This window comes from Paenibacillus sp. EKM212P, from assembly GCF_011066115.1.
In the GTDB taxonomy this organism is placed as follows: domain Bacteria; phylum Bacillota; class Bacilli; order Paenibacillales; family Paenibacillaceae; genus Paenibacillus; species Paenibacillus polymyxa_B.
The window spans coordinates 397,914-410,644 of the sequence record NZ_JAAMNR010000002.1 but is presented as its reverse complement, the minus strand read 5'-3'; the positions used below and the strand labels follow the sequence as shown (position 1 = coordinate 410,644).

Here is a 12,731-nt window from a genome sequence, read left to right as displayed (position 1 = left end):
AGCTTTTGTCTATGAAGAGATATTCTTCTACAGAGAAGCTTATTTGAGGCAACCTGTGCGGTTATACAAAAGGGATGAGTGTATACTTATCTATTTGCTGTAGTCATTTTACATATGGAGCATTCTTATAATTTCGATAACTGACAGCCTCTACCTTACCGGTAGAGGCTTTTTTACGATTATAGAATTTATAAAATTTTCAGCGGAGCTGAACAATTCTATAATCGCAAGAAAAACTTCCGCTACACGCGGTCTGGCTTCCGTGAAGGTACGTCGATAGACGTTTTTCTTATATTCTCTCCTTTGGTTCTGCGCCAATTTGGAAAGGAAGTGATCTCATGTTAACGCCGCATGTGGAGCAAGTGATAACGATGGCGAGTGAATTTAACCTGATTCCTGTGTACAAAAAAGTGCTGGCTGATATGGAGACGCCGATTCGGATTTTCCGTCGGTATGCCGAGCGGGACCGTGCCTTTCTGCTAGAGAGTGTTGAGGGAGGCGAACAGTGGGCGCGACATTCATTCATCGGTACAGACCCGTTTCTAATGGTCTCGGGTAAAAAAGGACGTTTGATATTGGAACAACACGGTAAACGGCAAATATTAAACGACAAGCCGATTGAAGCGCTCAAAGCATTGCTTCGTAAATACCGTAGTCCGAAACTGAAAGAAATGCCTCCATTTACAGGCGGGGCTATCGGATTTTTTGGATATGACCTGCTTCAATATTATGAAAAGCTACCAGAGCATTCGGTAGATGATTTGAATATGGATGATATTCGTTTTATGTTCTGCGATCAAGTCATTGTTTTTGATCATGTGAAGCAGCAAATTTTGCTGGTCGGCAATGTTCATGTAGGCGAAGGGTTCCGCGATGAGGACATTCGTGCTGCTTATGCTGACGTGGAACGCAAGTTGGAGGAAACGGCACAGTATTTGCGCAAGCAGTCTCAGCCTGAGCGATTAGGATCAGCCTCCATTCCTGATGATGTGGAACTGGGTGAGATCCAATCCAATGTGACGAAGGAACAGTTTATATCAAACGTAGAGCAGGCGAAGGAGTATATCCGCTCCGGTGATATTTTTCAGGTTGTACTATCCCAGCGTTTTCACATTGATACAGAGGCCTCACCTTTACAGGTATACCGCGTGCTGCGCACGATGAACCCGTCGCCATATATGTATTATTTGAAAATGGATGACGAGATCATCGTAGGCACTTCGCCTGAGGCACTCGTCAAGGTGGAAAACGGCCGGGTAGAAACCCGTCCTATTGCAGGAACGAGACCGCGTGGTGTAACGGAGACAGAAGATGTGGCACTTGCTGAAGAACTGTTAAACGATGAAAAAGAGCGTGCAGAACATCTGATGCTGGTCGATTTGGGAAGAAATGATTTGGGCCGTGTATCACAGTTTGGCACAGTCAAATGCGATACGTTTATGGAGATTGAACGCTATTCTCACGTCATGCACATTGTATCCAATGTGTCAGGTGAGCTACGTGAGGACAAAGATTTTTTCGATGCTTTCCTGTCTTGTCTGCCAGCCGGCACCGTATCGGGGGCTCCGAAGCTACGAGCCATGGAGATTATTGCTGAGTTGGAGCGGGAAGCACGCGGACCCTATGCAGGGGCGATTGGATATTTAGGCTTCTCAGGCAATATGGACGCTTGCATTACGATTCGCACGATTGTGTTTAAAAAGAACCGGGCCTATGTCCAGGCAGGCGCTGGAATTGTGTGGGACTCGGTTCCGGAAAGCGAGTATCAGGAGACGGTGAACAAAGCGAAGGCATTGCTGAAGGCAATCCGTACGGCAGAAGTGATGTTCCCGGCAACGACACAGCCCTATAACAGCGTCATCAACCAGGATTATTTGTACACTCCGTAACACACAAAAATCTGATTTTGAGGAGGAGACGACAATGGAACGACATGACATGATGCAAGTGGGGTTAAGCCGGATCATTGAGGGACAGCACCTTTCGCGTACGGAGGCCCGTAGCGTAATGGAACAGATTATGAGTGGAAGTGCTACACAGGCGCAAATTGGCGGGCTGCTGACGGCTCTTCGCCTCAAAGGGGAAACGGTAGATGAAATCACTGGTTTTGCCGAGGCTATGCGTAGCTACGCTAGTCCAGTGCAAGCTGAAGAAGGCAGCGGTCGTCTGCTGGACACATGTGGAACCGGAGGTTCAGGGATTCACAAGTTTAATATTTCCACGATATCCGCGATCATCGCAGCTTCGGTGTCTGTACGGGTAGCAAAGCATGGCAATCGTTCTGCAAGTGGCCGTGCCGGGAGCGCTGATGTCCTGGAGGCATTGGGAGTCAACATTCATTTGACGAGTGATCAGGCTAGGTCTTGCCTGGACCGAATCGGCATCTGCTTTTTATTCGCACAGCTGTATCATCCGTCTATGAAGCATGCCGCCGCGCCGCGCCGCGAGCTGGGTGTGCGGACGGTATTCAATATGCTAGGTCCTTTGACGAATCCGGCTGGTGCGGATCGGCAGCTGTTGGGCATTTATGACGCCAACAAAACGGAAGTCATTGCCGAGGTATTGAACCAGCTCGGCTCCAAACGGGCCATGGTTGTCAGTAGTCTGGATGGGCTAGATGAAATTAGTATTTCAGCTGCGACACGAGTATCCGAACTGAAGGACGGCAAGGTTCACACGTTCGAGCTTCATCCGTCGGATCTGGGCTTGCAGACGCATTCTCTTGATCAGGTGCTGGGCGGCGACGCACAGGTTAACGCAGATATCATACGACGGGTTTTGAACGGAGAGCATGGAGCTTATCGGGATGTTGTATTAGCGAATGCAGGAGCGTGCATTTATGTATCAGGGGCAGCAGCTACCTTGACGGACGGAGTAGCACGAGCGGCCGAAGCCATTGACTCGGGATTGGCACTTTCCAAGCTGGATCAATTAATACAGGCAACGGGGGAATATCAATATGTATCTTGACAAAATTGTGGTGACGAAGCGACAAGAAGTGGAGCAGCTTAAGGAGCATTTTCAAATAAGTAAAGCTGAACGATTAATTGCTGATTTACCTGCGACGAGAGAATTCGAAAATGCGATCGCGAGCAGACGCAATCGTCCGCTCGGACTGATTGCTGAGGTAAAGAAGGCTTCCCCATCCAAAGGGCTGATTCGACCGGATTTCCATCCGGTGGACATTGCACGTGCATATGAGGGAGCAGGAGCGGATTGCATTTCTGTACTGACAGATGTGACGTATTTCCAGGGGAGCCCTGAATATTTACAGCAAATTCGCGATCAGGTGAAGATTCCGCTGCTGCGAAAGGATTTTATCATTGATGAACGGCAAATATATGAAGCTCGTCTGCTGGGAGCGGATGCGGTGCTATTGATTGCCGCTATCCTGGAACCACGTGTATTAGGGTCCTTTTTACAGATTGCCAAGGACCTCGGGCTGGATGCATTGGTAGAGGTGCATGACAGTGAGGAGCTTAAAGCGGTGCTGGAGCTGGGGACAGCAACCTTGATTGGTGTAAATAACCGAAATCTGCGGACATTCGAGACTCGTCTCCAGAAGACAGAGGAGCTGATCTCACTAATTCCTAAAGGGGTTACGTTCATCAGTGAGAGCGGAATTGCGGGACCGGAAGATGTTAATTATCTGCATTCGGTAGGTGCACACGGTATCTTGGTGGGGGAGCATCTGATGCGCAAGGAAGATGTAGGACAGGCTGTAGCCGAATTGATGGACGGGGTTAAAGCATGAACAAAACGGGCATAAAAATTTGTGGACTTCAAAGCGTTGAAGTGCTAAAATCTATGGTAAACTTACCGGTCGATTATATAGGTTTTGTGTTTGCTGACAGCAAGCGCCGGATTGACGGCGTACAGGCTGGAAAGCTGCTTCGCGTATTGGATGAATGGACCTCAGGCAGCAGACCGCGCAGCGTGGGTGTATTTGTGAACCCTGGTGATGCACTGTTAAATGATGTGATGGAGAAAGCACCCTTGGATGTCATACAGCTGCATGGACAGGAGAGTCCGCAGCGCTGTCGGGAGATTAGAGAGCATTTTGGTATACAGGTATTCAAGGCATGGTCTGTGGACAGTCAAGGACGAACAGAACGCTCGGCGGACGAATTGGATGCCTATGTCGGGACAATTGACGCTTTACTGCTGGATACATACGATCCCCTGTATGGTGGCGGCTCTGGAAAAACGTTTGCGTGGGATCGAATTCCTGCCTATCAGGCTTGGACCCATCAACATAGAATTCCTTTGTTTGTAGCCGGCGGGCTGACTGCCGATAATGCGGAAAAGCTAGTTCATGAGTATCATCCCGAAGGGCTGGATGTATCCAGTGGTGTAGAGACGAACGGAGTCAAGGACATTGCAAAAATCACAGCATTCGTAGAAAGGGTGAAGCAGGCATGACACAATTACCTGATAACAACGGACGTTTTGGAACATTTGGCGGACGTTTTGTACCGGAAACGTTGATGAACGCACTGATTGAATTGGAGGAATCCTACCGTAAGTACGCGGATGATCCCGAGTTTAAAGCAGAGTTGAATGGGCTCCTAAAGGACTATTCTGGTCGGGAAACGCCGCTTTATCATGCGGAGCGTCTGAGTCAGCATTTGGGCGGGGCTAAAATTTACTTGAAGCGCGAAGATTTAAATCATACCGGTGCCCACAAAATCAATAATGCATTGGCTCAAGGATTGCTGGCGAAGCGTATGGGCAAACAGAAGGTCATTGCGGAAACAGGTGCGGGACAGCATGGTGTCGCGACAGCGACTGTGGCTGCGTTGCTCGGATTGGAATGCAAGGTGTTTATGGGTGAAGAGGATACTGTGCGCCAGCAGCTGAACGTCTTTCGGATGCAGCTTTTAGGTGCTGAGGTCATTCCAGTGACATCGGGTACACGTACACTTAAGGATGCCGGGAATGAAGCTTTGCGTTACTGGGTCAGCCATGTCCATGATACGTTCTATATTTTGGGTTCAGCTGTCGGCCCGCATCCGTATCCAATGATGGTGCGGGACTTCCAACGCGTGATTGGTGATGAAACACGTCGCCAGATCCTAGAGAAGGAAGGAAGACTTCCAGATGTCATCGTGGCAGCGATCGGTGGGGGAAGCAATGCCATCGGCATGTTTTATCCTTTTATTGAGGATCAGGGTGTCGCTTTGATTGGCGTAGAGGCCGCTGGAAAAGGTGTCGAAACGGAATTCCATGCAGCTACAATGACCAAGGGAACACAAGGGGTCTTCCAAGGCTCTATGAGTTACCTGCTTCAGGATGAGTACGGACAAGTGCAGCCTGCGCATTCCATCTCGGCTGGACTAGATTATCCAGGCGTTGGACCGGAGCATTCATACCTGAAAGATATTGAGCGGGCCCAATATGTTCCGATCACGGATCAGGAAGCGCTGGATGCGCTTCAGCTTCTTTGCCGTACCGAAGGAATACTTCCTGCATTAGAGTCGGCACATGCAGTTGCGCAGGTCGCCAAGCTGGCACCTACGTTGACGGCAGATGATATTATCGTTATTTGTTTGTCTGGACGCGGGGATAAAGATGTGGATTCCATTATCAAGTATTTGGGAGGAAATCCGTCATGAATTTAATTGATCAGGCGTTTGGGCGCCTTAAAAATGAAGGCAAAACGGCATTAATTCCTTTTCTGACGGTAGGCGACCCGGATGTGGATACTACAATAGAGATCATTCGGCAGTTAGAGTCGGCCGGAGCTGACATATTGGAACTGGGTGTACCCTATTCGGACCCGCTGGCTGACGGTCCTGTCATTCAGCGCGCGTCTGAGCGTGCACTGAAACGGCAAATTTCCATCCGCACGTGCATGGAGACAGCTTCTCTGGCCAGGGCGGCAGGTTCAAGCCTGCCCTTTATTCTGTTCACGTATTATAACCCTGTATTACAGATGGGTATGGATGCTTTCTTTGCAGGCTTGCAGGAGCACGGTATCAGCGGTCTGATTATTCCGGACCTTCCGCTTGAGGAAGCGGAGGAGCTGGGAGGACGGGCAGCAGAGGTGGGTGTGCATCTGATTCCTCTGGTGGCTCCAACTTCGGAGCAGCGGATCGAACGAATTGTCCGTCAGGCCCGTGGATTTGTATACTGTGTATCTTCGCTGGGTGTAACTGGGGAAAGAGCTTCCTTTTTTGAAGGTATAGAGGGCTTTATCGCGCAGGTCAAACGGCATACGGATATTCCGGTAGCGGTTGGCTTTGGGATCTCTACTCAAGAGCAGGTAGCCCGGTTTTCAAACATTTGCGATGGAGTTGTGGTCGGCAGTGCAATTGTACGTCAGGTGGAGGAGGCCATTCCATTGCTGAATGATTCTACGCGCAGGCAAGAAGGTCTTTTGCAAATTCATAATTTTGTGGCACAATTAAAGCAGTAACTGTCAAAATAGAAAGTAATAAATATGTTCTGATTGGATAGAGGAGGTAGGGGCATGCAACCTAAACCGCATATTGTACATTTGCCAGTATATCAGCCCGGTAAACCGATTGAAGACGTAAAACGTGAGCTGGGACTCGATGAAGTCATCAAGCTCGCCTCGAACGAGAATCCGTATGGTAGCTCTCCCAAAGTGTTGCAGGCCATTCAGCAGGAGTTTGCCAACATTAGTGTATATCCTGACGGAAGTGCCGTAGCTTTGACACAGGCACTAGCTAAACGGACGGGTTTAAAAGAGGAACAGTTTATCTATGGCTGCGGATCTGACGAAATTATTGCGTTGATTACGCGTGCTTTCCTCCTTCCCGGGGAAGAAAGCATTATGGCCGATCAGACATTTTCCGTATACAAAAGTAATGTGGAAATTGAGGGAGCGGTTGCAGTTGAGGTGCCTTTGCGTGACGGTGTGCATGATTTGGATGCTATGCTGTCTCACATCAATGATCGTACGAAAATTATTTGGATCTGTAATCCAAATAACCCCACGGGCACGATTGTACCCGAAGCAGAGCTGATTGCGTTTTTGGACCAAGTACCAAAGCACATCATGGTTGTTCTGGATGAAGCCTACGCCGAGTTTGTAACGGATCGCTCGTATCCCGACGGCATTCGTTTGTTGCCAGCGTATGAAAACCTGGTTGTACTACGCACCTTCTCCAAAATCTATGGGCTTGCTTCGCTGCGCATTGGTTATGGTATGGGAGCCGAGCCAATCATTCGTTTGATAAATCAGGTTCGTGAGCCGTTTAATACATCACGGGTAGCGCAGGCTGCGGCCATTGCTGCCTTGGAAGATCAGGAATTTGTTCAAGAATGCCGAGATCGTAATGCAGAGAGCAGAGCTTATTTGCAAGATGAGCTCAAGCGTCTGGGACTGGAGTCTTTCCCGGCACATGGTAATTTTATTATGCTAGATGTACGTCGTCCATCCGGTGAGGTATTTCAGGAGTTGCTTCGTAAAGGTGTGATTATTCGCGCAGGTCATCACAAATATCCGACATATATTAGGGTGTCGGTTGGATCGCAGCCGCAAAATGAGTTGTTTATTCGTGCGCTGGAACAGGTCCTGGGGGCGGAAGCGGCGAAAGTACGCCTATAATTTCCGCAGATGGGATTTGATAATTGATGAAGATTGCCATTTTCGGCGTGGGACTGATTGGTGGGTCCCTCGCACTTTGTTTTAAAGGGAAGCCGGATATTACTGTTGTCGGCCATGCCCATCTCCCTGAACTGATGGAACCGATGTTAAGCCGTGGTGTCGTGGACACCGCGACTCTTTCGGTTGAAGAAGCGGCAGAGGATGCCGATTTTATTTTTTTATGCGTACCTGTGGGCTTATTGGAGCATTATCTCGAACTGTTAAGCAAGCTACCGCTTAAAACGGGTTGTATTATTACTGATGTAGGCAGCACGAAATCGGCAATTGCCAAAAAAGCATCAGAAATTTCTTTGCGCAACGCTTACTTTATCGGTGGTCATCCAATGGCCGGTTCGGAGCGTTCCGGTGTAAAGGCTGCTTCCGCATTGTTATTTGAAAACGCATATTATGTGCTTTCCCCGGCAGAGGGTGTGCCTGAGGAAGCATACAGTTCACTGGAACGTTTATTAAAATATACTAGTGCTCATGTTGTGCGTGTTCAACCTGATATGCATGATGATATTGTCGGTGCGATTAGCCATCTTCCGCACATTATTGCAGCGGCGCTGGTGAATCAGGTGCGAAAGCACAATGATGAAAATCCGTTGTACCGTACATTGGCTGCGGGCGGGTTCCGTGATATTACACGGATAGCCTCTAGTGATCCGGTTGTGTGGCGGGACATCTTACTGAGCAATCGTGAAGTTTTACTAGGCCTGTTGGAAGAATGGAACGGACAGATTGAGCGTTTTACCCATTTACTGAGAATACAAGACGGTGAGGGAATCGCTGACGAGTTTTTGACAGCTGGGCACTTCCGCAGTGAACTGCCAGAGCGTCGCAAAGGAGTCATCGTCTCCACGTTTGATCTGTATATTGATGTACCGGATACCCCAGGGATTATCGGGCGAATTGCTATGGAACTGGGGAATCACAGCATTAATCTGAGCAATATGCAAATCATTGAAAGTCGGGAGGATGTCCCAGGCATCATGCGGCTTTCCTTCCGTCAAGAGCAGGATTGGGAGCGTGCCAAGACTCTGCTGGATTCGATGGGGTATAAAGTGGTGGTGTGAAGGGTGGAGAAAGTATGAGTGTTCGTTAAGGAGGTACACCGCTCCGCGATCCATTTGATCTTACGATCGCTGTTGCAGGGGGATTCTCTGGACTTTTTAAATTATCTAAAGGTAAGAATCCCCCCCTGCAAAGGCGAACGCTACGCTTCTCTAGATTCAAATGGATCGCTGCGCTACGGATCGCCTTAAAAGTACTATGCTTTCTGGGAGTGAAATAATAGGAAAAGTTTTAAAGCGGGTGAAGAAACTTTCGCCCGCTTTTTTGTTATTTGAAGAACAAATGAGACAATCCTTCTCACTAATTATTATTAAAGAAAACAAAAAAAGACCACCCGGGTAAAGCCCCGGGTGGTAGCTACTTTTAGTGAAGTAGCTGAGTAGGATAGGAGTGGAGAGAAACCATACTGTACTTTTATTATATGTATACGTTTTCATTTTGTCAATAATTTTTTTGAAGCGTTTTCTTTTTGCGTATTTATCCTTATTGATGCATTTGAATAAAATACTTTCAATGGGTTTGTCATTTAATCTTGAAAAAATTTAAAATCCCCTGAAAAGCTGTATAAATGAATCAGGTACCAGCGTTAGGGAGGCATTGATAGAAATCGTGGGGATTTTGGACTTTTTTACTGACGGACATTTTGTGGTACAATGGGTAAGTCCATTTTGGATGTTGAATATTGTTGGGGATAGCACCGTTAATGTTGGCACTACATAGGGTAAGAAAATAATAAATGTTCCATGATGCTGTTTCATCCATTTGCGCAAAGGGCGCAACTTTTTTTGACCTGTTCGGTATATATAGACAGAATCGAACGGGAAAACAGCACATGTATGGGCGAGGAGGGTCTCACTCGGATGATGACAGATTCCCAGATGATTCAGGAAATCAAACAAGGTAATGTTGAGGTTTATTCAGAATTAATGAGGCGGCACCAACGTAAAATTTTAGCTTTTGTTTATCATATGCTGAAAAGTTCGAACCTGGAAATGATTGCTGAGGACTTGTGCTCAGAAACGTTTTATAAAGCGTATCGGAGCCTGCATTCTTTTCGCGAGGTAGACGCATCGTTTTCCACTTGGTTATATACGATTGCACGCAATACGGTGCTAAGTGAGCTTCGCAAGCACCGTAGCGGTCAGGTTCCATTGGAGGAGAGCGGTTATGTACCAGTAGCTCCATCGGATGTCATTCCGGAGCAGGCTGTCCTTCGCGGCGAGAAGGTAGAAATGGTTCGTGAAGCGATCAATAGATTGCCTGAGAAGCAGCGATCTGCACTGATATTGCGTGAATATGAGCAATTGGATTATCAGGAGATTGCGACTATTTTAGGACAGACGGTCAGTGCAGTGAAGTCATTGCTTTTCCGGGCAAGATCCAGTGTGAAGACGCAGTTGGAGCCTTATTTTTTTGAGCCTCTCTATGAGGAAAACGAAGGGATGAGCAGCCAATGAAATCCAGAGACACTGAGGATTTGTTCGCTACAGGCAAAAATGTATCGAAACAAGACTCGGAGCGCAGACGGGCCAAAAGCTCGTCTGCTGGGTGGGAGCATGGTTCGGAAGAAAAAGAGTGGAATTTGTCAAAAGAAAATCGGTCCGCCATTCGTGATATTTCCTTTGAAATAACAGATGATAAGCTAGAGGCAATGAATCGCAGAGTCATGGATCGAATTTATGAAGAATCACCGTGGCTTGTTCCGGGCGAGCATCGACGTGCGCGTGTGAACCCAGCAGCCCGTAAGTATATGTCTGTATGGATCGCCGGCTTCTTGGCCGTATTTTTATGTAGCTTTTTGTTTTTGAACTGGAACGGAAGCTCCTCTCAGGAAAATCCCCCTAAAGCAGCTCCTGTCATGGACACAGGTATTTTACCGACAGGACTGTTGGAAACTACAAGTACATCTCCACAATATCAATACCACATTAAAGATGTGAATAGTGGCATTATGGACCCGCTGGTGGCTAGCATTGTTCCTACTTATCCGCAATACTGGATGTTGTTGTCTGTATTGGCACTTGCGCTTGCTTTATTTTCTCTGGGCTGGATCCATCGGGCGAGAAGGGTCAGAAATTAGCAGGACAGCTGGGCTCCAATATGAATTCATAACAATGCCTGAATAACAAAACTGCGGAGGAAACGACACGATGCTTATTGGCTTGATCAGACATGGATTGACGGATTGGAATGCGGTAGGGAAAATCCAGGGTCACAGTGATATTCCCTTGAATGAGGAAGGGCGTCGGCAGGCACGCTTGTTGGCAGAACGATTAAAGGAAGAGCCTTATCATTGGGACGGGCTTATTACAAGTAGTCTCTCCAGAGCGAAAGAGACCGGGGAGATTATTGCTTCTGCTCTGCATCTCCCGTTGTTAGAGCCTGATGATCGACTAAGAGAACGTGCTTATGGTCAGGTCGAGGGCATGACCCAGGCCGAGCGTGAAGAGAAGTGGGGAGTCGACTGGCATCTGCTGGATCTAGGGCAGGAAAGCGATGCGGATCTTCAGCTTCGCGGGCTAGCTTTTATGGAAGCCATTTGGACGGAAAATCGGGACCAGAATCTGCTGGTCGTTTCCCACGGCGGTTTTTTGGCTAATTTGTATAAGGCTCTGTATCAGGAAAAATTCACGGAACGAATCGGCAATTTGTCACTTAGTGTACTCCAGCGTGAGGATATGGATTGGGCACCACTTTTGTATAATTGCACGAAGCATTTGCAAGAGAAAAGTGACTGTAACTCAAAAAGTTAGTAAAAGACCAAGCTTCTACTTATCGTAGGAGTCGTGGTCTTTTTTGTTTTTTAATTATACCTTTGCAAAAAAGAGGTTTAGAGTCTGAACAATCCGTCAAAGCTGTGGGTACAACAGGTAAGAATCAATTCCGGATGACAGTCCAGTGACGAGGCGATAGAACAATGAATCTGGCGGATATGCTGACATTTGCGGATATTGTGCATTTGAACAGAATCGCGGTGTATTACGATTGTGACTGTAAACCTAATTCCAAACATGAGTTGATCCAGGGGATTTTGACGAAGCTCGGCAGCAGTAGTTTTTTTGAGACGCAGGTCAAGGAGCTGAGGTTGTCAGAGGTAAGGTTTTTGAACGCGTTGCTGTTCGATGACCGACCGTATTTCAGCATGGAGGAATTGATTGCAATAGCCAAGCAGTCTGTTGAGGAGGACGAGAATCCTGGTGAGCGGCCAAGGGATATTGTGACCCGTCTGCGTTCTAGTGGCTGGTTGTTCAACGGTTCGACGCACAATACGAGGTATTTGTTCCAAATTCCGTTGGATATGAAGGAGCGCTTTCGACGTGTTATGGTACATGACTTCCAAAACGGAATGACCCGGGTAAGCGAACCGTCGTCGTACCGGGATGAAGGGCATCTGCTGGCAGAGGATTTACGGCTTTTCCTTCAATACATGGGGCAGCATGAGGTTCCGCTAAATCCCGAGGGAGCTTGGTATCGTCGCAATCAGCAGCAGCTGATGGAACATTTGCACATTGCGGAGCCGCTTTTGGGTAAGGGAGGATGGCGTTTCGGGTATGGCTCCTCTTTTAAGTTTTATCCAGACCGAATGGCACTACTTTATGATTATGCCCGTCACTCCAAGTACATTGAGGAGAAAGGGGACCAAGTTGTGCTGACGGCAAAGGGAGAAGCGCATCAGGAGCATACAATTGAGGAAGAAATGATACAGCTATTCAGGTTTTGGTTAAGATTGTATAAAGGAGCCGTTCCTAATTTGCTGTCTCTAGTCTACTGGATTGGAGAATGCGCCAGGCCCTGGACGTCCTCAGAGTCGCTTTTTGTACATATCGGCCCACTGATTCGACCGTTTTACTATGATACGCCCCGTTCGGTCTTTGATCAGAGGATTATACGAATGATGCTTCACTTGGGTATGCTTCGTCAGGGTGAACATTCGACGGGACCATCTGTACAGATGACGGCCTGGGGGCTGAAGTTGGCGGGAGAGTGCCGCATTGGTCGGAACGACTCGGGTATACGGCTCCATTGACAAGCAGCACACATG

The 12,731-nt window shown here is 47.8% G+C and carries 12 protein-coding genes; all 12 read left to right on the top strand.

What is annotated here, in order from left to right; genetic code table 11:
• The first annotated feature begins 338 nt into the window (after positions 1-338).
• The 12 genes from trpE to G9G54_RS07940 all read left to right on the top strand — a co-directional run bounded on the left by trpE (position 339) and on the right by G9G54_RS07940 (position 12,716).
• Complete coding sequence (trpE, locus tag G9G54_RS07995; protein ID WP_165177217.1) at positions 339-1,889, top strand: anthranilate synthase component I; 1,551 nt, start codon at positions 339-341, stop codon at positions 1,887-1,889.
• A gap of 34 nt (positions 1,890-1,923) precedes the next feature.
• Positions 1,924-2,970: an anthranilate phosphoribosyltransferase gene (trpD, locus tag G9G54_RS07990; protein WP_165177215.1), complete on the top strand. Its 1,047-nt coding sequence runs from the start codon at positions 1,924-1,926 to the stop codon at positions 2,968-2,970.
• Positions 2,960-3,754 (top strand): indole-3-glycerol phosphate synthase TrpC, encoded by a 795-nt coding sequence (gene trpC, locus G9G54_RS07985; protein WP_165177213.1) that lies wholly within the window; start codon positions 2,960-2,962, stop codon positions 3,752-3,754. The genes trpD and trpC overlap by 11 nt, the downstream gene beginning before the upstream one ends.
• On the top strand, positions 3,751-4,422 hold the full coding sequence (locus tag G9G54_RS07980) for a phosphoribosylanthranilate isomerase (RefSeq protein ID WP_165177211.1): 672 nt from the start codon (positions 3,751-3,753) through the stop codon (positions 4,420-4,422). The genes trpC and G9G54_RS07980 overlap by 4 nt, the downstream gene beginning before the upstream one ends.
• Positions 4,419-5,615, top strand: coding sequence for a tryptophan synthase subunit beta (gene trpB / locus G9G54_RS07975; protein WP_165177209.1), 1,197 nt, complete (start codon positions 4,419-4,421; stop codon positions 5,613-5,615). Before G9G54_RS07980 ends, trpB begins: the two co-directional genes overlap by 4 nt.
• Complete coding sequence (gene trpA, locus G9G54_RS07970; protein ID WP_165177207.1) at positions 5,612-6,418, top strand: tryptophan synthase subunit alpha; 807 nt, start codon at positions 5,612-5,614, stop codon at positions 6,416-6,418. The genes trpB and trpA overlap by 4 nt, the downstream gene beginning before the upstream one ends.
• Positions 6,419-6,472: 54 nt before the next feature.
• Positions 6,473-7,576: a histidinol-phosphate transaminase gene (hisC, locus tag G9G54_RS07965; protein ID WP_165177205.1), complete on the top strand. Its 1,104-nt coding sequence runs from the start codon at positions 6,473-6,475 to the stop codon at positions 7,574-7,576.
• Between the two features lie 26 nt (positions 7,577-7,602).
• Complete coding sequence (locus G9G54_RS07960; RefSeq protein WP_069289822.1) at positions 7,603-8,691, top strand: prephenate dehydrogenase; 1,089 nt, start codon at positions 7,603-7,605, stop codon at positions 8,689-8,691.
• Between the two features lie 858 nt (positions 8,692-9,549).
• Positions 9,550-10,146, top strand: a complete 597-nt coding sequence (locus tag G9G54_RS07955) for an RNA polymerase sigma factor (protein WP_172828252.1) — start codon at positions 9,550-9,552, stop codon at positions 10,144-10,146.
• Entirely contained in the window at positions 10,143-10,769 is a 627-nt protein-coding gene (locus G9G54_RS07950; RefSeq protein WP_165177203.1) for an anti-sigma factor, read from the top strand. The genes G9G54_RS07955 and G9G54_RS07950 overlap by 4 nt, the downstream gene beginning before the upstream one ends.
• A gap of 70 nt (positions 10,770-10,839) precedes the next feature.
• The gene (locus tag G9G54_RS07945; protein ID WP_165177201.1) at positions 10,840-11,442 is read left to right on the top strand and encodes a histidine phosphatase family protein; all 603 of its coding nucleotides are present in this window, start codon (positions 10,840-10,842) and stop codon (positions 11,440-11,442) included.
• A gap of 164 nt (positions 11,443-11,606) precedes the next feature.
• Positions 11,607-12,716, top strand: a complete 1,110-nt coding sequence (locus G9G54_RS07940; protein ID WP_061829200.1) for a hypothetical protein — start codon at positions 11,607-11,609, stop codon at positions 12,714-12,716.
• The last annotated feature ends 15 nt before the right edge of the window (positions 12,717-12,731 follow it).

Bases quoted from the DNA above. Each gene is read 5' to 3' on its own strand.
- trpE (WP_165177217.1), top strand. From the start codon at position 339: ATGTTAACGCCGCATGTGGAGCAAGTGATAACGATGGCGAGTGAATTT.
- trpD (WP_165177215.1), top strand. From the start codon at position 1,924: ATGGAACGACATGACATGATGCAAGTGGGGTTAAGCCGGATCATTGAG.
- trpC (WP_165177213.1), top strand. From the start codon at position 2,960: ATGTATCTTGACAAAATTGTGGTGACGAAGCGACAAGAAGTGGAGCAG.
- G9G54_RS07980 (WP_165177211.1), top strand. From the start codon at position 3,751: ATGAACAAAACGGGCATAAAAATTTGTGGACTTCAAAGCGTTGAAGTG.
- trpB (WP_165177209.1), top strand. From the start codon at position 4,419: ATGACACAATTACCTGATAACAACGGACGTTTTGGAACATTTGGCGGA.
- trpA (WP_165177207.1), top strand. From the start codon at position 5,612: ATGAATTTAATTGATCAGGCGTTTGGGCGCCTTAAAAATGAAGGCAAA.
- hisC (WP_165177205.1), top strand. From the start codon at position 6,473: ATGCAACCTAAACCGCATATTGTACATTTGCCAGTATATCAGCCCGGT.
- G9G54_RS07960 (WP_069289822.1), top strand. From the start codon at position 7,603: ATGAAGATTGCCATTTTCGGCGTGGGACTGATTGGTGGGTCCCTCGCA.
- G9G54_RS07955 (WP_172828252.1), top strand. From the start codon at position 9,550: ATGATGACAGATTCCCAGATGATTCAGGAAATCAAACAAGGTAATGTT.
- G9G54_RS07950 (WP_165177203.1), top strand. From the start codon at position 10,143: ATGAAATCCAGAGACACTGAGGATTTGTTCGCTACAGGCAAAAATGTA.
- G9G54_RS07945 (WP_165177201.1), top strand. From the start codon at position 10,840: ATGCTTATTGGCTTGATCAGACATGGATTGACGGATTGGAATGCGGTA.
- G9G54_RS07940 (WP_061829200.1), top strand. From the start codon at position 11,607: ATGAATCTGGCGGATATGCTGACATTTGCGGATATTGTGCATTTGAAC.